21 protein-coding genes are annotated in these 26,274 nt (G+C 60.2%); 12 read left to right on the forward strand and 9 right to left on the reverse strand.

What is annotated here, in order from left to right; genetic code table 11:
- Nucleotides 1-6 precede the first annotated feature (6 nt).
- The 8 genes from HK44_RS22700 to HK44_RS22735 are packed head-to-tail and all read right to left on the reverse strand — an operon-like array spanning nt 7 to nt 8,995.
- Nucleotides 7-1,137, reverse strand: coding sequence for a glycosyltransferase family 4 protein (locus HK44_RS22700; protein ID WP_019694376.1), 1,131 nt, complete (start codon nt 1,135-1,137; stop codon nt 7-9).
- The gene (locus tag HK44_RS22705; RefSeq protein WP_019694375.1) at nt 1,138-2,268 is read right to left on the reverse strand and encodes a glycosyltransferase family 4 protein; all 1,131 of its coding nucleotides are present in this window, start codon (nt 2,266-2,268) and stop codon (nt 1,138-1,140) included.
- On the reverse strand, nt 2,252-3,619 hold the full coding sequence (locus HK44_RS22710; protein ID WP_019694374.1) for a glycosyltransferase family 4 protein: 1,368 nt from the start codon (nt 3,617-3,619) through the stop codon (nt 2,252-2,254). The genes HK44_RS22705 and HK44_RS22710 overlap by 17 nt, the downstream gene beginning before the upstream one ends.
- A complete protein-coding gene (locus HK44_RS22715) occupies nt 3,616-4,869 on the reverse strand; it encodes an ABC transporter ATP-binding protein (protein WP_019694373.1) in 1,254 nt (417 codons plus the stop codon). Before HK44_RS22715 ends, HK44_RS22710 begins: the two co-directional genes overlap by 4 nt.
- Nucleotides 4,869-5,666 (reverse strand): ABC transporter permease, encoded by a 798-nt coding sequence (locus HK44_RS22720; protein ID WP_019694372.1) that lies wholly within the window; start codon nt 5,664-5,666, stop codon nt 4,869-4,871. The genes HK44_RS22715 and HK44_RS22720 overlap by 1 nt, the downstream gene beginning before the upstream one ends.
- Nucleotides 5,667-7,109 carry a mannose-1-phosphate guanylyltransferase/mannose-6-phosphate isomerase gene (locus tag HK44_RS22725; protein WP_019694371.1) on the reverse strand — a complete coding sequence of 481 codons (1,443 nt, stop codon included), beginning with the start codon at nt 7,107-7,109 and terminating at the stop codon, nt 5,667-5,669. It lies immediately after the preceding gene.
- A gap of 3 nt (nt 7,110-7,112) precedes the next feature.
- On the reverse strand, nt 7,113-8,084 hold the full coding sequence (gene gmd, locus HK44_RS22730; protein ID WP_019694370.1) for a GDP-mannose 4,6-dehydratase: 972 nt from the start codon (nt 8,082-8,084) through the stop codon (nt 7,113-7,115).
- Nucleotides 8,081-8,995, reverse strand: coding sequence for a GDP-mannose 4,6-dehydratase (locus HK44_RS22735; protein ID WP_019694369.1), 915 nt, complete (start codon nt 8,993-8,995; stop codon nt 8,081-8,083). The genes gmd and HK44_RS22735 overlap by 4 nt, the downstream gene beginning before the upstream one ends.
- Before the next feature lie 429 nt (nt 8,996-9,424).
- Here HK44_RS22735 and HK44_RS22740 point away from each other — a divergent pair, with 429 nt between their 5' ends.
- From HK44_RS22740 to HK44_RS22770, 7 genes are all read left to right on the forward strand, one after another.
- Nucleotides 9,425-10,990 carry a glycosyltransferase gene (locus tag HK44_RS22740; protein WP_024265136.1) on the forward strand — a complete coding sequence of 522 codons (1,566 nt, stop codon included), beginning with the start codon at nt 9,425-9,427 and terminating at the stop codon, nt 10,988-10,990.
- The gene (locus HK44_RS22745; RefSeq protein ID WP_019694367.1) at nt 10,984-12,288 is read left to right on the forward strand and encodes a glycosyltransferase; all 1,305 of its coding nucleotides are present in this window, start codon (nt 10,984-10,986) and stop codon (nt 12,286-12,288) included. The genes HK44_RS22740 and HK44_RS22745 overlap by 7 nt, the downstream gene beginning before the upstream one ends.
- Nucleotides 12,285-13,178, forward strand: a complete 894-nt coding sequence (locus HK44_RS22750; protein ID WP_019694366.1) for a class I SAM-dependent methyltransferase — start codon at nt 12,285-12,287, stop codon at nt 13,176-13,178. Before HK44_RS22745 ends, HK44_RS22750 begins: the two co-directional genes overlap by 4 nt.
- A 41-nt stretch (nt 13,179-13,219) precedes the next feature.
- Nucleotides 13,220-14,011, forward strand: coding sequence for a class I SAM-dependent methyltransferase (locus tag HK44_RS22755; protein ID WP_431357348.1), 792 nt, complete (start codon nt 13,220-13,222; stop codon nt 14,009-14,011).
- Between the two features lie 93 nt (nt 14,012-14,104).
- On the forward strand, nt 14,105-15,313 hold the full coding sequence (locus HK44_RS22760) for an acyltransferase family protein (protein WP_019694364.1): 1,209 nt from the start codon (nt 14,105-14,107) through the stop codon (nt 15,311-15,313).
- A gap of 116 nt (nt 15,314-15,429) precedes the next feature.
- Nucleotides 15,430-16,629 (forward strand): DUF3142 domain-containing protein, encoded by a 1,200-nt coding sequence (locus HK44_RS22765; protein WP_019694363.1) that lies wholly within the window; start codon nt 15,430-15,432, stop codon nt 16,627-16,629.
- Nucleotides 16,616-18,763 carry a hypothetical protein gene (locus tag HK44_RS22770; RefSeq protein WP_019694362.1) on the forward strand — a complete coding sequence of 716 codons (2,148 nt, stop codon included), beginning with the start codon at nt 16,616-16,618 and terminating at the stop codon, nt 18,761-18,763. Before HK44_RS22765 ends, HK44_RS22770 begins: the two co-directional genes overlap by 14 nt.
- Here the strand turns inward: HK44_RS22770 and HK44_RS22775 are convergent.
- Nucleotides 18,760-19,389: a LysE family translocator gene (locus tag HK44_RS22775; protein WP_019694361.1), complete on the reverse strand. Its 630-nt coding sequence runs from the start codon at nt 19,387-19,389 to the stop codon at nt 18,760-18,762. The genes HK44_RS22770 and HK44_RS22775 overlap by 4 nt on opposite strands.
- Nucleotides 19,390-19,533: 144 nt before the next feature.
- Here HK44_RS22775 and HK44_RS22780 point away from each other — a divergent pair, with 144 nt between their 5' ends.
- The 5 genes from HK44_RS22780 (at nt 19,534) to HK44_RS22800 (ending at nt 26,172) form a co-directional block, all read left to right on the forward strand.
- A complete protein-coding gene (locus HK44_RS22780; RefSeq protein WP_019694360.1) occupies nt 19,534-20,007 on the forward strand; it encodes an Lrp/AsnC family transcriptional regulator in 474 nt (157 codons plus the stop codon).
- A 180-nt stretch (nt 20,008-20,187) separates the two neighbouring features.
- Entirely contained in the window at nt 20,188-22,161 is a 1,974-nt protein-coding gene (gene hflK / locus HK44_RS22785; protein ID WP_019694359.1) for a protease modulator HflK, read from the forward strand.
- Nucleotides 22,158-23,207: a protease modulator HflC gene (hflC, locus tag HK44_RS22790; protein ID WP_019694358.1), complete on the forward strand. Its 1,050-nt coding sequence runs from the start codon at nt 22,158-22,160 to the stop codon at nt 23,205-23,207. Before hflK (HK44_RS22785) ends, hflC begins: the two co-directional genes overlap by 4 nt.
- Nucleotides 23,204-24,265 carry a protease modulator HflK gene (hflK, locus tag HK44_RS22795; RefSeq protein WP_019694357.1) on the forward strand — a complete coding sequence of 354 codons (1,062 nt, stop codon included), beginning with the start codon at nt 23,204-23,206 and terminating at the stop codon, nt 24,263-24,265. Before hflC ends, hflK (HK44_RS22795) begins: the two co-directional genes overlap by 4 nt.
- A complete protein-coding gene (locus HK44_RS22800; protein ID WP_019694356.1) occupies nt 24,262-26,172 on the forward strand; it encodes a cation-translocating P-type ATPase in 1,911 nt (636 codons plus the stop codon). Before hflK (HK44_RS22795) ends, HK44_RS22800 begins: the two co-directional genes overlap by 4 nt.
- The last annotated feature ends 102 nt before the right edge of the window (nt 26,173-26,274 follow it).

The raw sequence follows: 26,274 nt of genomic DNA on the forward strand, positions 1-26,274 counted from the left end.
TGGGAGCTACGCATAAGACAGCGATTTCTCTGCCAGCAGCTCCTGATACAACTCGGTCCATTTACGACCCATTTCGTCAGCGGTAAACAGCTGCCGGTAACGCGCTTCAGCCTTCACGCCCATTTCTGCTGCCTGGACGGGGTTCTCCCACAGCGTGCGCATGGCTTCGCGAAACGCCTGTGGATGACTCGGAGGCACCACCAGCCCGGTTTCTCCGTGAATATTAATGTAACTGGTGCCGGTGCCGATTTCGCTGGAGATCATTGGTTTGCCGTACATCGCCCCTTCGAGCAGCGAGATACCAAACGCTTCGGAGCGCAGGTGTGATGGAAAGACAATCGCGTAGCTCAATTGCAGCAGCGCGACTTTGTCTTCGTCGTCCAGACGCCCGAGGAAATGCAGATTGCGAAGACCGAGCGTTGCGGCCTGGGCGTGCAGTTCATTTTCCAGAGGCCCGGCACCGACGATCACTACCGGATAATCGACGTCTTTGAGCGCATCAAGCAGGATGTGCAGGCCTTTGTAATAGCGCATGACGCCTACAAACAGGAAAAATCGCTCACCCAGGCGCTCGCGCCAACGGGCCATGCGTTCGGTGTCGGGTTTTGGATAGCCGGACTTGTCCAGGCCATAGGGAATGACCCGGGTTTTTTCCGGAAAACGCTGAAGAACGTCGCTGGTGTGTAGATAGTTCGGTGATGCCGCGACAATCCGGTCGGCGCTGGTGAGGAAACGGTTCATCAGCGGCTGGTAGAGTTTGAGCAGGTGTTTCTGACGAATAATGTCGGAGTGATACGTCACTACGCAGGGTTTGTTCATGCCGCTGAAAAAATGCACCAGGTCCATGAATGGCCACGGAAAGTGGTAATTGATTACATCGGCCTCAGTTGCCATTTCGCGAAACTGCTTGAACACACTGTAGGAGAAACCGGTGGAAGCGAACTGCACATCGAGTTTGGCCCGATGAACCTCATGCTGCCCCAGTTGGATGACTGCCGGGCTCGGATTGGCGCTTAATGTCAGAACCTGGCTTTCGATGCCGTGCCGGGCGCCACTCTCACACAATTGAAAGATCACTTGTTCGATACCGCCGACTGAATCTGGCAGATATGTTTTGAAAAAGTGGAGTACGCGCATTCAACCTCCCAGAGCCTGGTGGTAGGCGCACGCTGTAATCGCTGCGCAACGCCCCCAGGAAAAAAGCTTCGCTTGTTGCAACCCTGCTTCTCGGCATGCCTGCCAATGCGCTTGATCGTCGGCCAGACGGCTCATGGCCTCGCACAATCCGTGCAAATCGTCTGGCTCAATATAATTGCCCGCGGTGCCCGCGACCTCCGGCATGGCCGAGCGTCGGGTCACTATCACCGGAGTACCGCTGGCCATGGCTTCCAGAACCGGAAGGCCAAAGCCTTCATAAATTGACGGAAAAATCAGCGCTCGGGCGCCGGCCAACAGTTCTGCGACCTGTTCATCCGGCAGGTACCCCAGCAGGCGGACATGACCGCTTGCCAGCGCCGTGTGTAATTCATCAGCGAGTTGCTCACCTTTCCACCCGGCCATCCCGACCACCAGTAAAGGAAAGTGCTGACGCAGTGCTTCAGGCAACTGCGCGTGAGCACGCAATGCCAGCGACAGGTTCTTGCGCGGTTCCAGAGTACCGACACACAGAAAGTACCCCTGCGGCTGCACGCCGTGAGGGTGCAGCGCTTGGCGCAAGGACTCGTTCGAGCGTGGATGAAAACGCGCTGCGGCCCCTAGTGGCGCAACTACGAAACGCTCAGGCCCGAGGCCGAAATAACGCTGAGCCTCGTCGGCGACAAACTGTGAGTCGGTCAGGATCAGACGTGCCTGTCGTACGCCTTGGCCCAGTCGACGCTCAATCTCCCGTAACCGCGCCGCTGGTTGGGTCGACGGGTAATGCAAATGGGTCAGGTCGTGCAGGGTGATGATGGTCGGGCCCTTGAATGCCAAGGGCCACAGACTCGGCTCGTGGTAGAGGTCGATGGCCGCCGGGCGTCCTCGGTCGAAGCGTCGTTGCTCCAGCCAGCGACGTGCCTGATAGGCGCCGGGGATCTGCCGCAGCAACGGTGTCAGCCGTGAGTAGCCGGGCATTGCTGCCGCCGGCAGCGACGAACTCCAGCCCCAGCCGTGGAACAATGACAGTTCCAGGTCCGGCTCATGGGTCAGGGCGCTGACCAGTTCGGCCAGATAGTGGCCGATACCGGTTCGGGGTGCCTGCAGAATTCGTGCATTAAGGGCAATCTGCATGTCGCCTCTCAACGGCTACCGGGGTCTTCTTCAGGTTGCGCAGGACACGCTCGACCAATTGCGCACTGGCCTCGCGCCAGCCGAGCCAGCGCCATTCGCTCACCTTGCGCGCGGCCGGGAAGGTCCCGGTGTTTTCCATGTGGCTGATCAGATCGGCCAGGCTTTGCGGGGCTGCGAGATCGAAATAGGCCATGAATTCACCGCCAATCTCGCGGAACACCGGAATGTCGCTGCCCATCGCCGGCAAACCGCGCTGCATCGCTTCAACCAGTGGCAGGCCGAAGCCTTCGACGTAGGACGGAAATACCAGTGCACTGGCGTGGGAGTAGGCATGTTCGAGACTGGTGTCGCTCAGGTCGTTAAACATGAACAACCGTTGGTTCAGCTCCGGATGCTTTCGCACGCGGTCGAGCAGGGCATCGCACTTCCAGCCGACTCTGCCGGCAATGCACAGTCGTGCTTTGGAGCCCGCTGTCCAGGCAAGCTCGAAGGCGTCGAGCAGATAGTCGTGGTTCTTTCGCGGCTCGATGGTGCTGACCATCAGGAATACCGGTTCCGGCGTTGTGAACAACCGGGCCAGGCGCGGCTCCACGGCGGCGGTGGCTTCGCTCAGGTCCAGTTCGGAGCCGAGGTGGAAATAGTCGAACCACAATGTCTCGGCTTTCGCCGGTCCGACCCGGCGGTGCAATTCTTCACGCACCTGATCGCGTACCGTGGAGGAAATCGCCACGTAACCGTCGGCGGTTTGGCTGATCCAGTCGAACCACTGGTTGAAAATCTGCACCAGCCGTGTGTCGTAGAACTGCGGGTGAGTCAGGGGAATCAGGTCATAGACCACCGAAACGATGCCCACGCCTTCGCGTTTGAGTTGTTCGGCAAATGGGAAAAAATCGGTATGCCAGGACGAGTCCAACAGCACCAGTTGATCCCCCGGTTGATGCTGCAGCGGCGAGCAACGCTTGGGCAGTTGATACTGGTTGACCTGATCAATCAGGCGCAACAGAACGCTGAATACTGCCAGTGCCGTGAGGCGGTAAGCCACATACAACGCTCGCCGGGTCCATCGCGAAGTGCAATGTTTGTCGAGACGTTGGTGCAGTTGGCAGTAGCGATGCGCCAGGCGCTCCAGGCGTCCGCCGAATGCCATCAACCCCTCGAAAAGCGGAGTGTTCAAAGGGCCCAGTTTCAGCACTCGGTAGAGCTTGCCCTTGAGCATCACGACGGGAATGCATTCTGCGCCGTCGACGTTTTCCGACAGTTGATTGATGACGTTGCGCACCACCCGCTGAATGCCCGAATTGACCTTGGGGTGTTGGAACACATGGGTGCATTCCACCAGCAGGCGAGTCATGACGCGATCTCCGAAACACTCTGTGCGGTTGTGCGGGTGATGGTGGTTTTCGCGCCCAGCCACGAGCAGCCGACGAAGTCTTCATGCCGGTTGTTGATGACGTGGAACACCAGACCGTAGTCGCGCCATTCGAAATTTCGGTCCAGGTGCGAGTCCAGCCGAGACAGGCTCAGGGCCACGGAATAGTTGCCCTTGCCAAGGCCCATGACGAAGGCAAAGCGATAGATGACCCGCTCAGAGGCCTGCAGGTCGGTCAGCGCCTGATCCTGGCGATGGGTGTTGATCCCGTACATGGCCTGGCCCAGGCGATCCTTGATCATGAAGCCCAGCACCAGCCGTTCGATGTCCTGGCGGACTTCGACCTGCACCTCCAGTACCACCGGCTGACCGACTTCGGCGGCGTCGATGGCGCGTTCGCGCTCATCCAGCAAGCGCACGCTGAGGATTGCGGCTTCGCCGGTGCCGGAAACGGTTTGCACTTGCCCGCCGGCGAGCATTTCCTGACGCACGGTCTGGCCTTCCCGTTCGGCGAGCAAGGCGTTGTAGTAATCCATGACGGCTTCGGGCGTGCCATGCATGGCCATGCGACCGTTTTCCAGGAGGATCGCCGAATCACAGATCGACTGGATGGCCGAACGGTCGTGGGACACGATCAGCAGCGTGGTGCCGGCTTTGCGAAAGCTGCGGATACGGTCGAAGCTCTTGTGCTGGAAGTAGGCGTCGCCCACCGACAGGGCTTCATCGACGATCAGGATGTCCGGGCGCCGGGCGGTAGCCACGCTGAAGGCCAGACGCATCTGCATACCGCTTGAATAGGTGCGTACGGGGTGATCGATGGCTTCGCCGATTTCCGCGAAGCGTTCGATTTCGGGCATCAGGGCTTCGATCTCTTCGATCGGCATGCCCAGCAGTTGCCCGGCCATGACCGCGTTCTGCCGACCGGTGAAGTCCGCATGAAAGCCCATGCCCAGTTCCAGTAGCGCGGCCACCCGGCCTTCGAGTTGAATCTGTCCACAGGTTGGCTGGGTGGTCCCGGTGATCATCTTCAGCAAGGTGCTTTTGCCGGCGCCGTTAACCCCGACGATGCCCACCGCTTCTCCGGGGGCAATCTCGAATTCGACACCTTGCAGCACCCAGTGCTGGCGATGGCGGATCGGTGAGAACGGGATCAGCCATTCGGCCAGTCGGCTCCAGCGGGTGGGGTACTGCTTGTAAGCCTTGCCCAGGCCCGTAACGCGTATGTGTCCCATCAGAGTTCATCCACCATTTCGCCGACCCGCTGGCGAAACAGTCGCAGCCCGATCACGCAGAACAGCACACCGAGTACCAGGATCGGCAGCAGGGAGCTCCAGACCGGCCATTGGCCATAGAGGAACAGGTTCTGGTAACTGGCGATCAGGTCGGTCAGGGGATTGAGTTGCAGCAGGCGCTGGACCCACTCGGGCAGGATACTGATCGGATACACGATCGGCGTTAGCCAGAACCAGAATTGCAGGCAGATGCCGAAGAACTGCCCGACATCACGAAAGAATACATTCAGCACGCCAAGAATCATCCCCAGCCCGGTGCAAAAGATCATCTGCAAGGCCAACAGCGGCAGCAGCGCCAGCAAGGCCATGCCTGGCAGGCGCCCGGTGATCAGCAGAAAGCCCAGGAACAGTCCGATGATGATCGCGAAGTTGATGCCGGCATTGAACAGTACGATCACCGGCAAACAGATTTTCGGGAAGCTGATTTTCTTCAGCAGATTGGCGTTTTCCAGAAACATGTTCTGGCTGCGCAAGGTGATCTCCGAAAATAGTCCCCAGGTCAGTAATCCGGCGCAGAGGTAGACACTGTAGGCCATGCCGTCATCCACGCCCGGCAAGCGGGCGCGCATGATGTGGGAAAAGATCACGGTGTAGACGACGATCATCGAAAGCGGGTTGAGCACGGTCCACAGGGCACCGAACAACGAGTTGCGATAGCGCGACTGGAACTCTCGCTTGACGCTACCGAGGATGAACCCCCGGTAGCTCCACAGCGAGCGATACAAATTCAACAACATTCAGACCGTCCTGCCGTATTGATCTTCGAAGCGGACGATATCGTCCTCTCCCAGATACTCACCGCTTTGCACTTCAATGATCACCAGATCGATCACCCCCGGGTTTTCCAGACGATGCTTGTGCCCGGCGGCAATGAAGGTGGACTCGTTTTTGGCCACCAGATGTGACCCCGAACCGTTGTTGGTGACCTTGGCCATGCCTTCGACCACCACCCAGTGTTCGTTGCGGTGATGGTGCATTTGCAGCGACAGCTTGGCGCCGGGTTTGACCACGATGCGTTTGATCTTGAAGCGCGGACCTTCCTCCAGCACGGTGTAGGTGCCCCATGGCCGGCTGACGGTGCGGTGCAGGCGATAGCTTTCGTGCTCTTTCTCTTTGAGCTGTTTGACCACCTTGCGCACGTCTTGAGCGCGATCGGCGTGGGCTACGAGCACGGCGTCGGCGGTGTCGATGATGATCAGGTTATCCACGCCTACCGTCGCGACCATGCGGCCATCGCTTTGGACGAAGTTGTTGTGACTGTCGATGAACAGCGCGTCGCCGCTGGCGCGGTTGTTCTGCGCATCAGCCGCAACCAGGGCACTGACGGCGCCCCATGAACCGATGTCGCTCCAATCGAAACCGGCGGGTACCACCACCACCTTGTCGGAGCGCTCCATCAAGGCATAGTCGATAGAGATATCGGTCATCTCGGCGAAATGGGTTGCCGACAATTCCTGTTGCAGGCAGCCGCCGGTCTCGACCGTGGCGCTGGCCGCCAGGCACGCGTCGGCTTGTTCCAGCAGTTGCGGGGCGTGAAGCTGCAACTCCGCCAGCAAGGTGCCGACCGAGAAGCAGAACATGCCCGAATTCCACAGGAAGTTGCCGCTTTCCAGGTAATGCGTGGCGGTTTTCAGGTCGGGCTTTTCGACGAAGCGTGCGACCTTGGCCGCGCCTTGCTCGTCCAGTGGTTCACCACGTTCGATGTAACCGAAACCGGTCTCCGGCGCCGTCGGGATCACACCGAAGGTCACCAGATACCCGGCCTCGGCCAGTTTCACGGCATGCCTGACGGCGGTCTTGAAAGCCTCTTCGTTCTGGATCAGGTGGTCAGCCGGCATCACCACCAGAATCGCTTCGTTGCCGTGCAACGCCTGCAGCGACAGGGCGGCGGCGGCGATGGCCGGCGCGGTGTTGCGGCTTACCGGTTCCAGCACGAAGTGGCCGCGGTGATGGCCCAAATGGGCGTCCTGATAGTGATCCTTGCTTTGAAAGTAGTAGTCACGGTTGGTCACCGTGACGATATCGCCGTGTGTGCCGAGTAGCCTGGCTGCGCGCTGATAGGTCTTGCCCAGCAGCGTCTGGCCATCGGGCAAGGTCATGAACGGCTTGGGATGACCTTCACGCGAAACCGGCCACAGCCGGGTTCCGGCCCCCCCTGAAAGAATCACGGGAATCAGCATGGCCTACTCCTTGGCGACGCGCTTCATGTCCGCATCCATCATCATGCGGATCAGGGTCTGCAAATCTGTTTTTGGTTTCCAGCCCAACAACCGTTGCGCCTTGGCCGGATTGCCCAGCAGCACGTCGACTTCGGCCGGACGGAAAAACGCCGGGTCGATCTTCACGAAGTCACGGTAATTGAGGCCGACATGCTCGAAGGCGATCTGGCACATCTCGCGCACCGTAGTGGTCACACCGGTGGCGACCACGAAGTCATCGGCCTTGTCCTGTTGCAGCATCAGCCACATGGCTTCGACGTAGTCGCCGGCAAAGCCCCAGTCACGCTTGGCGTCGATGTTGCCCAGGCGCAATTCCTGTTGCTTGCCCTGTTTGATACGGGCGGCGGCGTCGGTGACTTTGCGGGTCACGAATTCGATTCCGCGCAGCGGTGATTCATGGTTGAACAAGATGCCGCTGCTGGCATGCAGGTTGAAGCTTTCGCGATAGTTCACGGTGATCCAGTGGCCGTAGAGCTTGGCCACACCGTAGGGGCTGCGCGGATAGAACGGGGTGTTTTCGTCCTGCCGCTCGGCCTGGATCAGACCAAACATTTCGCTGGTCGAGGCCTGGTAGAAACGGGTGTGCGGGCTGAATTGACGGATCGCTTCGAGCAGATGGGTCACGCCTAACCCGTCGACGATCCCGGTGGTCACAGGTTGGTCCCAGGACGCGGCGACAAAGCTTTGCGCTGCCAGGTTATAGACTTCATCGGGAGCCGACTTGATCACCGCGCGCTGCACCGAGCAGGCGTCTGCCATGTCGCCATCCAGGTAGACGATGTCACCTTCGACGCCCATTTCGCGCAGACGCCAGCGCGAGTCGCTGCTGCGCCGCGCCACCAGGCCATGGACTTTATAGCCCTTGTCGAGCAGCAGCTTGGCGAGGTAGGCGCCGTCTTGTCCGGTAACCCCTGTGATCAATGCACTTTTTGTCATTCTTGTCGTACCCGTGACTCCCAGTCGGACAGGATCGCCCGCAGGGATTGTTGTGTTGTAAGTTCAGGCGCCCATCCTGTGGTCTGGTGCAGCTTGGCATGGCTGCCACAGACGCGACGCTGTTCCGCGCGGCGAAGGCGCGCAGGGTCTTGAATCAGTTGCATATCGACCTGGGCCAGATCAGCCAGTTGCTTGATCAGGGCGCGGATGCTCTGCTCGACTCCGGAGCAGATGTTGTAGACCTGCCCGGGCGCACCGCGTTCAAGTAATGCCAGGTAGGCGGAGACGACATCGCTGACATCGAGAAAATCGCGCGTCACGTCAATGTCACCCACCTCCAGTTCAGGCGCTTGCAGGCCGTGCTTGATCCGGCAAATTTGCCGGGCGGCGCTGGCGATGACAAAGCTGTCCAGCTGCCCGGCACCGATGTGGTTAAAGGGGCGCGCGACCAATACCGGCCAGCCTTCGGTCATGCCCCATTGCAGGCACAGCATTTCCGCCGAGAGTTTGCTCACGGCATAGGGATTGCGAGGGCAGGGCGGCTGGTGCTCGTCGATCGGCAAGGCGCTTTCGCTGACCTGGCCGTAGACATCGCCGGAGCTGACATACAGGAAGGTGCCGTTGAAGCCTCGGGCCTTGAGGGCTTGCAGCAGGTTCAGGGTACCCAGCAAGTTGACCTGAAAAGTCTTCGCCGGGTCACGAAAGGCTTCGGGGACAAAGGTTTGCCCGGCCAGGTGAATCACGGCATCAGGCATTTGCGGCCACAGGCCATTGAGGCTCTTGGGTTCGCAAAGATCATAACGGGATGGGACGGGCGATAATTCCCATCCCGAGTCAGAGGTGTTCAGACGGGATTGGATGTGATGTCCTACGAATCCACTGAGACCCGTAACGAACAGACGCTTCTTCAAACAGCGGCCCCCTCAATGAACAAACTTCGGCAAGCCCAGTCTTTGCTGGGTAAACCGGAAAGCACGGGCTGCTTTCTCGGAAATTTCTGATATGCGAAGTCGTTGTTGTAGTTGTTTGGCAGCCAATCTGTGCCAATTGCTCGGCAATTTCAACAGGTCCCACCGTGACCGGTCAGTTCTCGTCAGCGTAGCCTGATTTATTCTTGTGGGGCGGTTCACGAATGCTCAACGGATGTGTTTAGAATGCCCCTCGTCACGATCGTCCAGGGTTCGGCAGGGTTGTTCTGAAACTCCGCGAAACTGACCACTAAAACAAGAACGCAGACGGGCAAGAAGACGATGGACGAGGGCCGGCAAATGCCAACCCGGTCCGTAGCTTTGCCGTCATAGAGTGAGGCTGCCGAGACGGTGGTTTCATCGTGGGATGCCATGAATTTCATTCTCTACTCGGACGTCGATGACAGCTCCATCAGCCAGAGCCTCGGTCGGCCCGAATACAGCTATTACTTCGTGCTCAAGGCTTATCGCCCGGTGCTCGAAAGCCTTGGGCGGGTGCATGTGGTGTCTTCCACCGCCGAGGTCGATCCCCTCTATCGACAATTGCGTGCCGCCGGTGAGGACAGCCTGTTCCTGTCCTTCACGCCGCCGCAGAAAACCCCGAACGACCTTGAGTGCCCGACGACCTGTGTAGTGGCCTGGGAGTTCGACTCGATTCCCGATGAGCAGTGGGACAACGATCCGCGACAGGACTGGACGCAAATGCTCGCGCGCCAGGGGCGGGTGATCACGCTCTCCAGTCACACCGCCCGGGCGATTCGTCGGGCCATGGGCGAAGACTTCCCGGTGTTGGTCTTGCCGACACCAATATGGGAAAACTTCTCGGCCATTCGTAGCCGCCACACCAGCAGGCCGGTCAACTCGGGCTCGACCCTCGACATCAAGGGCTGCATCTTCGATAGCCGCACGCTCGAGCTGTCTGCCGATGCGCTGATTCCTGTGCCGCTGACCGCCGAGCAACTGGCGGAACTGGAGGCCTTACGGCCGCCACCGCTGACGCTAAAGCGCCGCTTGGTCATTGCTCGCCATTACCTGCGCCTGTGGGCGCTGGATCTGGGCAAGGCGCAACCGGTGCCGGTCCCTCGCACGCACTTCCTGAGGCAGTGGTACTGGGAGGGGATTCGCGATCTTTTGTCGGACGCAGCCCATGAGCGATTGGCCAACCTCCTGCCGGCCATCGCCGGCCCGCAGTCGGTTGTGGCGCCTGAGCCTGCCCCGATGGATCTTCCCGACACCACCGCCCAAGTCGAAACCGAGGTGGACGGCGTGATCTACGTCAGCGTGTTCAACCCCCGGGATGGTCGCAAGAACTGGCATCGACTGATTTCGGCGTTCTGCTGGGCCTTCCGCGAAACCGAGGACGCCACGCTGGTGCTGAAGATTACCCACAATGATCTGTCGTCCTACTACACCGAACTGATGACCTTGTTGGCGCAGCTGTCGCCGTTCGCCTGTCGGGTGGTGGTGATGCACGGTTATCTGGACGATCCGCAATACGCCCGGCTCTACGAAGCCGCCAGCTATTATGTCAACGCTTCACGCTGCGAGGGTCTGTGCCTGCCACTGATGGAGTTCATGGCCAGTGGCAAACCGGTGATCGCCCCCGACCACACGGCGATGGAGGATTACATCGACGAGCGCGTGGCGTTCGTGGTCGAGTCCAGCGAAGAGCTGACCATCTGGCCTCAGGACAGTCGCATCATCTACCGAACCCTGCGTTATCGGCCGGACTGGGGCTCGTTGAAAACGGCATACGAAAACAGCTATCGAATGGCCAAGGAGCAACCGCAGGATTATCAGCGTATGTCTCGCGCCGCCATCGAGCGCATGCACGGCTACTGCGCTTTCGCCCCGGTGCAACAACGCCTGTCGGATTTTTTCGGGCTGGCACCGCTGACCTTGCAGGCAACGGCTGTCACGGATAACGCCTCATGCTGATCATCATTCATTCGGAAACCAACCAGCACACCATCGCCCAGAACCTTGGGCGCTCGGAGTACAGCTATTACTTCGTGCTCAAGGAATACCGGCCGGTGCTGGAGCGATTGGGGACGGTGGTGGAAGTCCGCGACCCGCAGACCGAAGTCGATGCCCTGTACCTCGATTGCCTGTCCCGTGGGGAAGACTGTGTGTTCCTGTCGTTCTCGCCGCCTCATCGCACGCAGGTCGATTTTGCCTGTCCGACCCTGGCGGTGTTCGCGTGGGAGTTCAGTACCATTCCCAACGAGCCATTTGCCGGTGAACCACGCAATGACTGGCGTAGCGTATTGCGGGCGTCAGGCGCGGCGATCACCCATTCCAGCTACACCGTCAATGCAGTGCGCGAGGCGATGGGCGCCGATTATCCGATCGTGGCAGTACCCGCGCCGGTGTGGGACCGTTTTGCCTCGCGGGGTGCACAGTTACAGCGCCAGTCGCTGGCCCGTCAGGTGCGATTGACGATCAGGGGATTGCTGGCGGACAGTCGGCATCTGGACCTGCGTGCCTTTGGTCCTGCGCATTTGCGTATCGGCGAGGGGATCGATTTCCAGGCGCCGGCTCGCGAGCACGATTTAGTCCTCGACGGAGTGATCTACACCTCGGTGTTCAACCCAAGTGACGGGCGCAAGAACTGGGAAGACATGCTCAGTGCCTTCTGCGTGACCTTCCGCGAGGTGGAAGACGCGACGCTGGTGCTCAAACTCACCCACCATGATGCCGAAGAAGCGCTGACCGACATTCTTCACCACTTGTACAAAAACCAGTCTTATCGCTGCCGCATCGTACTGATTTACGGCTACCTCGCGGATGCGGACTACGAGCGTCTGGTTCAGGCTACCAGTTATGTGGTGAACACATCCTACGGTGAAGGCCAGTGTCTGCCGTTGATGGAGTTCATGTCCTGCGGCAAACCGGCAGTGGCGCCACGCACCACGGCGATGATCGATTACCTGGACGTCGACAACGCTTTCCTGATCGATACTACTGATGAGCTGACCGCCTGGCCTCACGACCCGCGAAGGGCCTTCCGCACCCTGCGTTACGTCACCAATTGGGCGTCGTTGTGCAGGGCTTATCGGGCTAGCTATGAGGTTGCCAAAGACAATCCCGGGCGTTACGCGCAGATGTCCGCCCATGCGGTGGCCAGTCTCGAAACCTTCTGCAGCCAGGCAACCGCTGAACAACGCCTTGAAGGTTTTTTTGCTCGGCTGTTCAAGGCCCGTGCGGTGTCTGCCGTGGAAACCCCCAAGGCATGATCCGCGCATTGATGAAACGCCTGTTTCCTGCGGTGAAATCCGAACCGTTACCGATTGTGCCGAGCCCGGTTTCGCCCAGGGATGTGGGTCTGCACGACGCCGTGCTCGACGGCTGGTTTCTGGGTGACAGCGGTGAGTTGCTCAAGGGCTTCGCCATCACGGCGGACGACACCTTGCTGGACGTCGGTTGCGGTGAAGGTGTGGCGACGTTGTTTGCAGTACGTCAGGGCGCGTCGGTGATCTTCACCGACAGCGAACACGACAAGGTCCGCGACCTCGCCCGACAGGTGCAAGCCCAGTCGGACAAGCCGAGCCTGGGGCTGGTGAGCAACAGCTTGCCACTGCCCCTGGCCGATGGCTGCGCCAGCAAGGTCGTGTGCATGGAAGTGCTTGAGCACATCGATCAGCCCGAGCCGTTTATGGCCGAACTGGTGCGCATGGGACGCCCCGGGGCGTTGTACCTGCTGAGTGTGCCGGCGCCGGTGGGTGAGCATTTGCAGCAGGGCATCGCACCGGCCAGCTATTTCCAGTCACCCAACCATGTACAGATCTTTACCCCGGAGCGCTTTGCCGCGTTGGTTGAAGACGCTGGGCTGGTGATCGAGCATCGTCAGGCCACAGGCTTTTTCTGGGTCATGGGCATGATCTTTTTCTGGGCCAGCGAACGTGCGAGCGGGCGTGACCTGGGCGGGGCGGTGCGTGACCGGATCACGCCGCCGTACTCGCCGTTGATGGAGAGTTGGGCACGTACCTGGCAGGACTTGCTGACACAACCCGACGGGCTGGCGATCAAACAGTTGCTGGATGGATTCATGCCCAAAAGCCAAGTGATTATTGCCCGTAAACCCTACACAAGCAGCGACCCCCACACTGGAGCCACCTCATGCTGAGCCTTCTGAAAAAACTTACGGCGGGCAAAAAAACCGCTCCGATGCAGGCAGAAGTTGCGGCACCCACCCCGCCCAAGGTCAACTCCTACCTGCTGGGCCTGGAAGATGCCATGCTCAGTGGCTGGTTCAATCAGCAAACCCACGAGCTGTTTACCGGGTTCGATATTTCCCCTGAGGACACGGTGTTGGACGTCGGTTGTGGGGATGGCGGCAACGTGCATTATTGTGCGATGAGCGGGGCGAAAATCATTGTCGCCGACATCGACGCCGTGAAGATTGCCGCCACCGGCGAGCGCCTCAAGGACACCCCGGCGCGTGACATCGAATGCTATGTCACGGACTGCAACCCGCTGCCATTGCCTGACGCCATTGCCACGCGCATTGTGTCCACCGAAGTGATCGAACACGTGGACGATCCGGCGCAGTTTCTCGCGGAACTGGTGCGGGTTGGCAAGCCAGGCGCCTTGTACTTGCTCAGTGTTCCCCACCCCAGCTCTGAACACCTGCAGAAGGACATTGCCTCCGAGCAATATTTCCAGAAGCCCAATCACATCCGGGTCATCGGCGAAGAGCAGTTCAAGCAGATGGTGGGTGATGCCGGCCTGGAAGTGATCAGTCACAGCCAGTTCGGCTTCTACTGGTCAATGTGGATGCTGCTGTTCTGGGAGACTAAGGTCGATCTCTACAATGCCGATCATCCACTGCTCAATCACTGGGCTGAAATGTGGCGGCTGATCCTGGACTCCCCACGTGGTCCGCAGCTCAAGCAGGCGCTGGATGCGGCGGTGGCAAAAAGTCAGGTGATCATTGCCCGCAAGCCGCTGTCTGCCTAGCGCTGAGCAGCAAGGCGCCTGAATGCCAAATGCCAGTCAATCAAGCTGACTGGCGGCCGCAGATAAAAACCAATAATGAATGTAGAGCGTTCGATGAGTAGCAAGAAAAACCTGGAAATCGAATACCTGCGCGGCATGGCGATTGGCCTGACCATCTTCGCGCACCTGTCGATGCTGCTGCCGTTCTACAAAGACTTTTTTTCCAAAGTGTTCAATCTGTATGCCATGGGATCGGGGGTGGATTTATTTTTCTGCATCTCAGGCTACATTGTTAGCAAGAGTTACCTGGACTACTTCGACAAACACCGGCAGCAGGGTAGCTACGGTCTTGCGACCTTTACCTTCTGGCTGCGGCGTGCGTACCGACTGCTGCCTACAGCTTGGCTCTGGGTGCTGATTCCGCTGTTCTTTTCGATTTTCTATAACCAATCCAACGCGTTTGATACCTGGTTCAACAACGTTCGCAGTTTCACTGCAGTTGCCACCTTCAGCGGCAACCTGGCGAATCAGTATGGTGTGTTGCTGGGTCCCAATTCCGTTTACTGGAGTCTGGCACTGGAAGAGCAGTTTTATTTCATTTTCCCCCTGTTCCTATTGTTGGTTACCTCGCAGCGCTGGCGAGTCATCGTGTTGCTGCTGCTGATTGCTGCGCAGTTCGGTCTTGATCGCAACATGTTCGCCCCTGCCCCTGCGGCCATGCTGTTTTCATTCCGCCTGGACGCCATGATGTGGGGCATTTTACTGTGCATGTTCACCCGCACCGACCTCTACAAACAGATGGAACCGATCGTCCTGCGCAGTAGCCTGCTCAAGCGTCTGGGTGTGACTCTGTTCTTGTTTTATATGCTCGGCGCCACGGGCGCGCAATTGAGTTCGACACCGATTGCCTACGGCCTGGTCGCGATCGTGTCGGTCATTCTCGTTTGGCTGGCCAGCTACCAGAAAGGCTATGTGTTCAGCCCTTCGCCACTCTCTCTTGTGCTGGAGTGGCTGGGCTCGCGCTCGTACGCACTGTACGTGATTCATGTGTTTGCCTATCACCTGAGCACTGAAATATGGTCGCGGGTTGCCACGGAACAAGGACTTGCGCTGGCTCAGGGTTTCACCACCGAACTGCTACTGACAGCGGTGGCAATCATGCTGGTATGCGCTGAGTTGAACTACCGCTTCATCGAAACGCCCTTGCGCCGCCGGGGTGCGGAAATAGCCCGGCGCAAACTGGCACACCTGGAAACTGAGTCCGCCCCCCAACCGTCTCGCCCGTCAACACCTGACATCCTCCCTGGCGCGGTGAAAGAGTAAGGTCGGCTCGACATCAGCGTGTAACGAAAAAACGGTCCTGAGTGGCTAATACCAGTCAGTTCAGCGCAATCCATGTGGGATCGCCGGACCGCCGCTCCCACAGGTTCCACTCCTTTATGTCTGCGATATTCTTAGTCCGTTGCACGCTGGTACTAGCCGCTACGCTGCTTGTCGGTTGCCAGCAGCAGGACTCGCCGCCGCTCGATCAACAACTTTACGTTTGGCAGCGGCAATGGACCGAAGCCCATGACGAGGCCCTGGCGCAATCGCGCGGGGACTTTTCGACGTTGCGGGTGCTCGCCTTGCAGACTTATCCACAGACTGGCTGGCATCGTGCGCGGATCAATCCGGTGTTGTTGAACAACGATGGTCGCCCACTGATTGCGGTGATTCGACTCGATGGCCAGCTCAAGTCGCAGGATCAAATCGAAGCCACGACGCAGATCCAGCGCGTAGTGGCTGATTGGCAGGCTCAGGGCCTGATGCTGGCCGGCGTCGAGATTGACCACGATGCCGGCACGGCGCGCCTGCCGGCCTACCGCGAGTTTCTCGCCGGGTTGCGCAACGTGTTGCCGGCCACGTTGAAACTGAGCATCACAGCGCTGCCGGCCTGGCTCGACAGTCCCGAACTGCCGGGGTTGCTGGCGGTGGTCGACAGCAGCGTGTTGCAGGTGCATGCAGTGAGCAATCCCGAACAGGGATTGTTTGATCCGGCGCGGGCGAAACAATGGGCCGGGCGCTGGAGCCGGATCACTGCAAAACCCTTCTACCTGGCGCTGCCAGCCTACGGTATCGCATTGCTGCCGGGGGACGGCGGGGCGCCGATAGTCGAAAGCGAGGTGCCTTTAGCGCGCGTTGGGCAGCGCCGTGAGCTGCTGGCCGATCCGCAACAGCTATCGAAACTGGTCAGCCAATTGCGCGCCGAGCCACCGCCCCATCTGGCCGGGTTGATCTGGTTTCGTCTGCCGCTCAAGGGCGACCGACGCGCGTGGAGCCTGGTAACGTTACGCGCGGTGGCGCGGGGTGATCGGTTGGCCAGTCAGCTCGACCTGAACCTTTCCAGCCATGACGGCCTGTACGACATTACTGTGAGTAATCGCGGCAACCTCGACGGTAGTCTGCCCGAGCGCGTGACGCTGGCGGTGTCTGAATGCGATGCGGTTGATGCGCTCAACGGTTATGCCGTGAAACAAACATCCGGACAGCTCAGCTTTACCCGCCTTCAAGACGGACGTTTACTGGCGGATGCCGAACGCCCCCTGGGTTGGGCGCGCTGCACAAAAATTGATCAAGGACGCTCACATGTCTATCCGTAACTGGCCGCGTCAATTGCTCGCTTTAAGTCTCTGTCTGCCGCTGGGCGGCGCGATGGCTTGCGGGCCTGATTTTCCGCTGCGCTTGCTTGGCGACCGGGTACAGACCCTGGGTGAATTGCCGGAAGGCAGCTTCCGGTTCGAAGTGAACCGCCTCGGCAAAGCCATCGCCGGTTTGAAGCCTGCCGAGATGATGACGGTCGACTACGTTTACGGCGCTGACAATGATCTTTATGTGCAGGCGCGAAACACCGCTGAACAGAAGGGTTTGAGCGACGCCCAACGTGCGCAGGTGGCGCAGCTGCGAACGCTTCAGAATGCACAACAGGTGCAAGCCGAGGGTGCGAGCCTGCCGCCTGAACTCAGCCTGTACACCGCCGGCGCCGTGGCCTTCAATGCTGGCGAACATGCCGTGGCGGCAGAGTATTTCCGCAAAGTGCTGGCACTGCCGGCCGACCAGCGGGCGTTGCGCAGCACCTGGGCGGCTTACTCGCTGGGGCGGGCCTTGTTCGCGATCAGCCAGGAAGCCAATGACCTTGATGAAGCTGGGCGCCGCGAGAGTCTGCAACAGGCTCGTCAGGCCTTTGTGCAGGCTCGTCAGTTGAGTATCGAGGGCTTCAGCGATCCTCAGGAATTGGGCATTGCCAGCCTCGGCGAAGAAGCGCGGCTGGTGCGTCTGGCCGGCGACTGGAACACCGCCGTCGAGCTTTACGCGACCCAGAGCCTGCAAGGTTCGCAAGTCGGTTACAGCTCGCTCAAGCAGTTGATGAATGAGCTGGGCGAGATGCCGGAGGCGCAGCTCAACGAGGTGCTCAAAGGCAAAGCGGTGCAGCAATTGGTCACGGCGGCGTTGATCAGTCATGTCGGCTGGTCGTACGGTGAACAACCGCCCACTGAACAAAAAATGATCAAGTCGCTGGTCCAGAGCACCGTTGGCAGCCTGGATAACGCTGATCGCCTGGCGGCGCTGAATTATCAGATCGGTGATTACGCCACCACCAAAGCCTTGCTCGAACATGCCGGTGACGGCGGCCTGGCCTGGTGGCTGCGAGCCAAAATGGCGTTGCGTGAGGGTGACAAGGCGGCGGCTGCCAGCGCCTATGCCAAGGCAGCCAAAGCCTTCCCGCAGGATGAAAACTGGGGCGATCGCAGGGCGCCCAGCGGCGACTACGAAACGCTCAAACCCGGCTGCCGGGTCGACGGTGAAAGTGCGCTGCTGGCGCTGGAGCGCGGTGATTACCTGCAAGCCTTTGAGCAGTTGTATCGCAGCCAGGATCTCTATTGGGAGGACGCGGCTGTTGTCGCGGAGCGGGTGCTGACGGTCGATGAACTCAAGCAGTTTGTCGACCGCCAGGTGCCAGCGCCCGCGCCATTGACCCAGCAGGAGCGCGAGCGTTATGTGCCGGTACCGATCGCGGCACGTTTGCGCGATTTGCTCGGGCGTCGATTGCTGCGTGAGGAGCGCTACGACGAAGCGCCGGCGTACTTTGATAATCCTGAGTTGCAGGCCAAGGCCAAACATTACGCAGAGCTGCGCCAGGAGGCGGAATCAGCGTGGTGGCCCACTCGTCGTGCAGCGGCTTATTTCAATGCAGGCATGGCTGCTCGTCATTGGGGTATGGAGCTTCTTGGTTATGAAATGGCTCCGGATTACGCCACGTTTGACGGTAACTACAGCCTTGAGCGTACCGAGCTAAAAGTCGGGCCGCTGATCTCCCAAGGTGAGGTGCAACGCCAACAGGCCAGCGCAGCCAAGCCGGACGAACGTTTCCACTACCGTTACGTTGCTACAGGCCTGGCTAGCAAGGCGGCGGACCTGCTGCCCCACAGCAGTATGGCGTTCGCGGCGGTCCTGTGCGCAGCGGCGGGTTTTGGCACCAGCGTTGAGGAGGAAAAGGCCTTCTATCAACGTTACGTCAAAGAAGGGCCTTATGTGGATTGGGCGATAAACTTCGGGCAACGATGCCCTTATCCCGACTTTCAGAACGCCGATAAACGTTACGTGACTCAGGTATTGGAGCCCGTGCGTTCAACCTTGCGCCCCTATAAAAAGTGGCTGCAGATGGGTTCTGTGGTGGTGTTCACGGCATTGGCCCTATGGCTGATCAATCGCCACAAGCGCAAGGCCCATCGTTAAGCCTGCTGAACGAACGTCAGGCGCAGTGCAAAACCGATCAGCAGACTGCCAAACAGCCATTGCTGCACGCGCTGCGCCGAGGGGCTGCGCGCAAACCAGCGACCGAGCCAGGCGCCGATCAGCGCGTAACCGCTGTCGAACAGCAAACCGGCCACCACCAGCAACACGCCAAGGGTCGCGAACTGCGTTAGCACCGGCCCTGCCTGCGGGTCGATGAACTGCGGCAACAGCACCGAGCAGAACAGCAGCGCCTTGGGGTTGAGCAGGTTGGTTAGCAAGCCGCGCTGGATCGCCTCGCGCCACGCCAGCTTCGCAGCGACTGTGCCGTTGGCATTCAGGTTCGGCAGCAGGTTTGAGCGCAAGCATTGAATCCCCAGCCATAGCAGGTAGGCCGCGCCGGCCAGGCGCACCACTTCAAAGGTCCAGGGTGCAGCCTTGAACAGCGTCGCCAGGCCCAGTGCTGCCAGCGCAACGTGGCAACCCCGGGCAATCGCCAGGCCAATAGCGGTGGCCAGCGCGGCGGCTTTGCCCTGCCTCGCACCGGTTTGCAGCAGAAGAATCATGTCCGGGCCGGGCAACAGGTAAACCACTGCCAAGGCCAAAAAGAACATCCAGAGCTCTGCCATGCTGCACCCCATTCGTTAGCGATTCGGTGATCAAAGTCTAGGGCCGAAGGGCAGGGCAGGTGGTTGCGTAGTCGCGCCTGGAAACAGCTAGACTTGGCAGCTTCTGCCAATCAATGAATAAAAACAGTCGGGAACTGCCAAACCATGAAACTGGACGCCTACGACCGCAGAATCCTTGCCGCGCTGCAACGCGACGGTCGCCTGAGTAACGTGCAACTGGCGGACGAGATCGGCCTGTCCGCTTCGCCGTGTCTGCGCCGGGTGCGGATGCTGGAAGAGGCCGGGGTGATTCGCGGGTATCAAGCCAACCTGGATCGCGACGAAGTGGGGCTGGGGCTGACCGTGTTTGTCGGGGTCAAGGTCGAGCGCCACAACGATGAAGAGGCCAAAGCGTTTCGTCTGGCGGTAACGGCATTGCCCGAGGTGATTTCGGCATTTCTGGTGTCAGGCGAATCGGATTTTCTGCTGCAGGTGGTGGTGCCGGATTTGCGCGGTTATGAGCGCTTCCTGACCGGCAGCCTGCTCAAGTTGCCGGGTGTGAGTGATATTCGCAGCAACTTTGCGATTCACACGGTGAAAACCCCAGGGCCATTACCGCTGGGGCATTTACCGAGCTGATGCCCTTGCGCAACCCGGCTACGCTTTTATCTTTCTGCTTCATCATTTGTGCCGGTTGGGCGATGGGCGGGGAGCCAAAAAATCACTACCATCGTTATATCATAACGATTTGCAAAAAATGCAACGGCCTGACGACTTATCCACAGGCCTGGTTCACGTAACAGCAAGTACTGAGGTGGTATGCAAGTCGATCTGGAGGCTGAGGGGGCGAACGTGGAAGGACTGCCGCGTTTTCAGCAGGCGGTGTTTCACGGACGTCGGTTGAAGCGGGTGGGCATCGGCCTGGCGTGTCTCGCAGCAGCAGGATTGTTGTTGGCGTTTTTTATCGGGCTGTTTGCACCGCAATCGCTCTGGCCGCCACTATTGGTCAGTCAGTCCTCGGCGTTGATCGTGGTGGTGGCCGGTCTGCAATCGGCCTGGTGGATCACCCAATGGCGGTCGCGGGCGCTGGTTGAACCGGTGGTTGTGCTGGCTGCGCAACAGACCGGACCCACCGAGGCGCTCGGCTGGTATGAGCGACTGTTGGCGCGAGCGGGTGAGCGCTGGATCAGGTTGCTGGCGCAGATCGGCGCGCCGACGTTGTGGCTGGCCGGTTGGTCATTGCTGGCGATGTTCAGCCTCGAACAATACTGGAACCTGACATTACCCGCCGCTGCGCTGGGCCTTTCGGCCAGCGTTGGGGCGGCGATCTCGTTGCTGCTGGCGTTCGGTTTGCTGGTGTGCGAGCGTCAACTGACTCAGGAAAATCCCGCTGAATGGCCCGAGGCCGGGCAGTTGGCGCAGCTCACTCGCGTGGCGATCATCTGTCTGGTGACCGGCGCATTCTGCCTGTTGTTCAGCAGCGAAACTGCCGTTTGGCCGGTGCGCCTGGCGGTGTTGATCGGTCTACTGCCGGGGCTGGTCGCCGCGGAGTTGTTGTTGCGTGCGGTGTTGTCGTTGTTCAGTCCGCGTCGCGATCTGCTCGAACCGACGTTGCTTGCGCGCAGTTTTGTCGCGGACATGTTGCGCTGGCCGCCACAACCTTTGTTGGTGTTGCAGCACGAATTGCATAACCGCTTTGGCATCGACCTGCGGCAGATCTGGGCTTTCACTTACATGCGTCGGGCCTTCTTGCCTGTGCTGACCGTGGTGCTGTTCGTAGGTTGGCTGCTCACCGGGATCCACGAAATACCGCTGCAAGGGCGGGGGATCTACGAGCGCTTTGGCAGGCCGGTGCAGGTGTTTGGCCCGGGTTTGCACGCTGGTTTGCCTTGGCCGTTGGGGCGGGTCCTGAGTGTTGAAAATGGTGTGGTTCACGAATTGGCGACCAGCGTCGGTGACGCGCCAGCGGTGACGGTGGCCGATCCTGCGGAAGGGCCCGCGCCGGCCATTGCCAACCGCTTGTGGGACGCCAGCCACGTGAATGACAAGTCCCAGGTGATTGCCAGTAGCAGCAACGATAAACAGAGCTTCCAGATCGTCAACATGGATGTGCGTTTTGTCTACCGCATTGGTTTGAGCGATCAGGCTGCGTTGGCGGCAACCTACAACAGCGCCGATGTACCGACGCTGATTCGCAGCACCGCCAGCCGGATTCTGGTGCACGATTTTGCCTCACGGACCCTCGACGGTTTGCTTGGAGCCGATCGGGTCGGGCTCGCCGAAGACATTGGTCGTGCAGTGCAGGCTGATTTGCAGAAACTCGACAGCGGCGTGGAAATCCTCGCCACGGTCGTCGAAGCCATTCACCCTCCGGCCGGAGCTGCCAACGCCTATCACGGCGTGCAAGCGGCGCAGATCGGCGCGCAAGCATTGATCTCCCGCGAGCGTGGCGCGGCTGCCGAGCAGACCAATCAGGCGCAATTGCAGGCCAGTGTCGCCCATGACCAGGCGCTGGCCACGGCCCGCGAAGTCAACGCTACGGCCGAGGCCGCCGACCTGCGTTTCGCTGCCGAGCGCAAAGCCTACGCCGTTGCCGGTCGGGCCTTTGTGCTGGAGCAATATTTCGCACAACTGAGCCAAGGATTAGCCAACGCTAAAGTACTGGTCCTCGACCATCGTCTTGGCGGCAACAATACACCGACCATCGACTTACGCAGCTACACGTTACCCGCCACCTTACCGACTGACACTTCGCCGTCACGTCAACCCGTTCAGTCAGGAGCCGCCAATTGAGCCCGTCGCATTCCCACGAGCCGCATGATCATCACGACCACGCCGGCCACGACCATGGCCATGGCGGGCATCATCACGGCCACCACCATCATCACCATGGCGACCCGCAAGAGGCGGGTCCGTTCCCGTGGCGGCGGATGGGCTGGGCAGCGCTGCTGGTGCTGTTTGCCATTGCAGCGGCGAGCCTGGTGCAAGTGCGTTCGGGCGAGGCGACGGTGATTACCCGTTTCGGAAATCCTTCGCGGGTACTGCTGGAGCCTGGCCTCGGCTGGCGCTGGCCGACACCGTTCGAAGCGGCGATCCCGGTAGACCTGCGACTGCGCACCACCTCCAGCGGCTTGCAGGACGTGGGCACACGCGATGGTTTGCGGATCATCGTTCAGGCCTATGTCGCGTGGCAGGTGCAGGGTGATCCGGACAATGTGCAGCGCTTCATGCGAGCGGTGCAGAACCAGCCGGACGAAGCAGCGCGGCAGATTCGTACGTTTGTCGGCTCCGCGCTGGAAACCACCGCCAGCAGCTTCGACCTGGCCAACCTGGTGAACACCGACGCCAACCAAGTGCATATCGCTGATTTCGAGGCGCAACTGCGCAAGCAGATCGATCAGCAACTGCTGACCACTTACGGCGTGCGTGTGCTGCAAGTGGGTATCGAACGGCTGACACTGCCGTCAGTGACCCTGACCGCCACCGTCGATCGTATGCGCGCCGAGCGTGAAACCATCGCCACTGAACGCACGGCCATCGGCAAGCGCGAGGCGGCGCAAATCCGTTCAGCTGCCGAGCGCGATGCGCGGATCGTCCAGGCCGACGCCACGGTGAAGGCCGCGGATATCGAGGCCCAATCGCGGGTTGAAGCCGCGCAAATCTACGGCAAGGCTTACGCGGGGTCGCCGCAGTTGTACAACTTGCTGCGCTCGCTGGACACCTTGGACACGATGGTAAAACCGGGCACAAAGTTGATTCTGCGTACCGATGCTGCGCCATTCCGAGTGTTGGTTGATGGACCGCCGACGCTGGATAACAAGTCTGGGTCGCAGCCATGAGTGTGGTTCCACGTGGAACAAATGAACTCGACAGCCCGTGGATTCAGGCGGGGCGTCTGGCATTTCTCGCGCTCTATGCCGTCACGGTGTTGGCGGCGTTGGCCTGGGCTTTCTCCAATGTGCGGCAGATTGATCCGCAGAATCGCGCCGTGGTGTTGCACTTTGGCGCACTGGATCGCATTCAGAACGCCGGTTTGCTGTTGGCGTGGCCGCGTCCGTTCGAGCAGGTGATCTTGTTGCCGGCGGCGGATCGGGTGATTGAGCGGCGGGTGGAAAATTTGCTGCGCTCCGATGCTGCGCTGCAAGGTGAGCGGGTGGCGAGTTTCGCGACGCCGTTGAGCGATGCGCTGGCCGGCTCGGGGTATTTGCTCACTGGCGATTCGGGCGTGGTGCAACTGGATGTTCGGGTGTTTTACAAAGTGACCGAGCCTTATGCCTTCGTCCTGCAGGGTGAACATGTGCTGCCGGCGCTGGACCGTTTGGTGACTCGCAGTGCGGTGGCGCTGACGGCTGCACGAGACCTGGACACTATTCTGGTCGCTCGGCCGGAGTTGATCGGTACCGACAACAATCAGGCCGCCGAACGTCGCGAGCGTCTGCGCGGTGATCTGGTGCAAGGGATCAATCAACGCTTGGCCGAGCTGGCCGCGACGGGGCAGGGACTGGGGATCGAAGTTGCCCGGGTCGACGTGCAATCGAGTCTACCCGAACCTGCGGTCAATGCTTTCAACGCGGTACTGACCGCCAGTCAGCAGGCGGATAAAGCCGTGGCGAACGCACGTACTGAAGCCGAAAAACTCACTCAGACCGCGACCCAACAAGCTGACCGCACACTGCAAGTGGCTCACGCTCAAGCCAGCGAGCGCCTGGCCAAAGCGTCGGCTGACACCGCCACGGTGCTCAGCCTGGCGCAGGCGCAACAGAAGGGCAGCGACCCGGAAATGCTCCTGCGGATCTATCGCGAGCGTATGCCGAAAATTCTCGGTCAGGCCGGCTCGGTTACCACGGTCAACCCTAAAGACGATTCCCGCCTGATCATTCAGGGAGCCGAACAATGACAACTCAAACTGCCGCCGCGCCAAGCATGTTGAGCACGGCTGAACAACGCAGCGCCGCACGTCAGTTGACCCTGGCGATGCTCGCTCTGGGCTTGCTCGGCCTGGGGCTGGTCTGGCGCTGGTTGTCGCCGGAGCAAACCGGTGTCAGCCAGTTATTGCTCGGGCTGGCGTCGTTGCTGGTGGCCGTTCCGGTCATGCGTTCGGCTTGGTACAGCCTGCGTTACCCGAGTCTGCACGGGATCACCGATCAACTGATTGCTCTGGCGATGATGGGCGCCTGGGCGACGGGCGATCTGCTGACCGCGGCCTTGTTGCCGATCATCATGATCTTCGGTCACGTACTGGAAGAGCGCAGCGTGATTGGCTCTCAGGAAGCGATCCACGCGCTGGGGCGTCTGACGCGCAGCCATGCGCGCAAGGTTCAGGCCGATGGCTCGATTATCGAAATCGACAATGCTGCGTTGAAGGCCGGAGACATAGTGGAAGTGCGCGCAGGCGATCGAGTGCCGGCCGATGGGCGGGTGTTGTCCGGCCAAGCGAGCCTGGACACCGCACCGATTACCGGTGAGTCGGTGCCGCTTGAGGCCAGCGTCGGCACGCAAGTGTTCGGCGGGGCGATCAACCTCGATGGTTTGTTGCGGTTGGAAGTGACTCGCACCGGTAACGAATCGACCCTCGGCAAAGTCATTGCGCTGATGCAAAGTGCCGAGCGCTCCAAGCCACCGATCACCCGTTTGCTGGAACGCTATGCCGGCAGTTACATGGTGTTGGTGTTGCTGTTGGCCGCGGTGACCTGGTTCGTCACCAATGATGCGCAAGCGATGCTCGCGGTATTGGTTGCCGCGTGCCCGTGTGCGTTGGTGCTGTCGGCTCCGGCCACGGCGATTGCCGGGATCGCGGTGGCGGCGCGCCACGGCATTCTGATTCGCAGCTCGGCGTTCCTCGAAGAGTTGGCGGACCTGACGTCGCTGGTGGTCGACAAGACCGGCACCCTGACGTTCGGCACGTTGCGTTTGCAGTCGATCGACAGCCCGGTCGAGGACCGCAGCACGCTGCTGAAGCTGGCCGCCAGCCTCGGCTCGGCCAGCAGCCACCCGGTCAGTCGGGCATTGGCCGGGTTAGTCGCTCAAGAGCATTTCCTGCTGCTGTCGGACATCCGTGAACGTCAGGGCCTGGGCGTGGTGGCGATGACCGAGCAGGGTGAAGCGGCGCTGGGTCGACCCGAGTTGTTTGCGCAGTTGGGCATCGCCACCTCGACGGTGCCGGAGCATGACGGGCCGATTGCCGGTCTGGCATTGGATGGGCGCTTCCTCGCGTGGTTGCTGCTGGCGGACAGCGTCAAACCGGAAGCGCGTTTTGCCATGAGAGAACTGCGCGAACTGGGCCTTGGCCGGCAGTTGTTGTTGACCGGTGATCGACAAAGCGTCGCCCACAGCCTGGCCCATGAGGTTGGTATCAGCGATGTCGAGGCGCAAGCCTTGCCGGAAGACAAACTCAATCGCGTCCTGACTGAAATCGACAATGGTTTCCGGCCGATGGTGGTCGGCGATGGCATCAACGATTCGTTGGCGCTCAAGGCTGGTGTGGTCGGAGTGGCCATGGGCGCGGGCGGCGCAGACATCGCCCTGGCCTCGGCCGACATCGTGTTGATCGGTAGCGATCTGCGTCGACTCGGCACCTGCGTACGCTTGAGCCGCCAGTGCCGGCAGACCTTGCAGGTCAATGTGATCATTGGTCTGGGCTGGACGCTGGCGATCGTCGCGTTCGCCGCGTTTGGCTGGCTGGGAGCGGCAGGGGCGATGATTGCGGCGGTCCTGCATAACCTGAGCACGTTGCTGGTGTTGGGCAATGCCGGGCGTTTGTTGCGGTTCCAGGAGCCGCTGCTGAAGTTGAAAGAAGAGGGTTGAGGGGCCTTAATGCCGGTCAGTTCGTAACGCGACTCGTAGCAGCAGGCTTCGCCAGCTGCTACGTACGGGTCATACGTCGTGTTCTGAATCTCTTAACTGAAC

Origin of the sequence: Pseudomonas fluorescens HK44, from assembly GCF_000217955.3 — a bacterium.
In the GTDB taxonomy this organism is placed as follows: Bacteria; Pseudomonadota; Gammaproteobacteria; order Pseudomonadales; family Pseudomonadaceae; genus Aquipseudomonas; species Aquipseudomonas fluorescens_AQ.

Coding starts and splice junctions, on each gene's coding strand:
- hflK (WP_019694359.1), top strand. CDS start 20,188: ATGCAAGTCGATCTGGAGGCTGAGGGGGCGAACGTGGAAGGACTGCCG.
- HK44_RS22740 (WP_024265136.1), top strand. CDS start 9,425: ATGAATTTCATTCTCTACTCGGACGTCGATGACAGCTCCATCAGCCAG.
- HK44_RS22775 (WP_019694361.1), bottom strand. CDS start 19,389: ATGGCAGAGCTCTGGATGTTCTTTTTGGCCTTGGCAGTGGTTTACCTG.
- HK44_RS22700 (WP_019694376.1), bottom strand. CDS start 1,137: ATGCGCGTACTCCACTTTTTCAAAACATATCTGCCAGATTCAGTCGGC.
- HK44_RS22780 (WP_019694360.1), top strand. CDS start 19,534: ATGAAACTGGACGCCTACGACCGCAGAATCCTTGCCGCGCTGCAACGC.
- HK44_RS22720 (WP_019694372.1), bottom strand. CDS start 5,666: ATGTTGTTGAATTTGTATCGCTCGCTGTGGAGCTACCGGGGGTTCATC.
- HK44_RS22715 (WP_019694373.1), bottom strand. CDS start 4,869: ATGGGACACATACGCGTTACGGGCCTGGGCAAGGCTTACAAGCAGTAC.
- HK44_RS22705 (WP_019694375.1), bottom strand. CDS start 2,268: ATGCAGATTGCCCTTAATGCACGAATTCTGCAGGCACCCCGAACCGGT.
- HK44_RS22745 (WP_019694367.1), top strand. CDS start 10,984: ATGCTGATCATCATTCATTCGGAAACCAACCAGCACACCATCGCCCAG.
- HK44_RS22760 (WP_019694364.1), top strand. CDS start 14,105: ATGAGTAGCAAGAAAAACCTGGAAATCGAATACCTGCGCGGCATGGCG.
- hflK (WP_019694357.1), top strand. CDS start 23,204: ATGAGTGTGGTTCCACGTGGAACAAATGAACTCGACAGCCCGTGGATT.
- HK44_RS22710 (WP_019694374.1), bottom strand. CDS start 3,619: ATGACTCGCCTGCTGGTGGAATGCACCCATGTGTTCCAACACCCCAAG.
- HK44_RS22800 (WP_019694356.1), top strand. CDS start 24,262: ATGACAACTCAAACTGCCGCCGCGCCAAGCATGTTGAGCACGGCTGAA.
- gmd (WP_019694370.1), bottom strand. CDS start 8,084: ATGACAAAAAGTGCATTGATCACAGGGGTTACCGGACAAGACGGCGCC.
- HK44_RS22755 (WP_431357348.1), top strand. CDS start 13,220: ATGCAGGCAGAAGTTGCGGCACCCACCCCGCCCAAGGTCAACTCCTAC.
- HK44_RS22765 (WP_019694363.1), top strand. CDS start 15,430: ATGTCTGCGATATTCTTAGTCCGTTGCACGCTGGTACTAGCCGCTACG.
- HK44_RS22750 (WP_019694366.1), top strand. CDS start 12,285: ATGATCCGCGCATTGATGAAACGCCTGTTTCCTGCGGTGAAATCCGAA.
- HK44_RS22770 (WP_019694362.1), top strand. CDS start 16,616: ATGTCTATCCGTAACTGGCCGCGTCAATTGCTCGCTTTAAGTCTCTGT.
- HK44_RS22725 (WP_019694371.1), bottom strand. CDS start 7,109: ATGCTGATTCCCGTGATTCTTTCAGGGGGGGCCGGAACCCGGCTGTGG.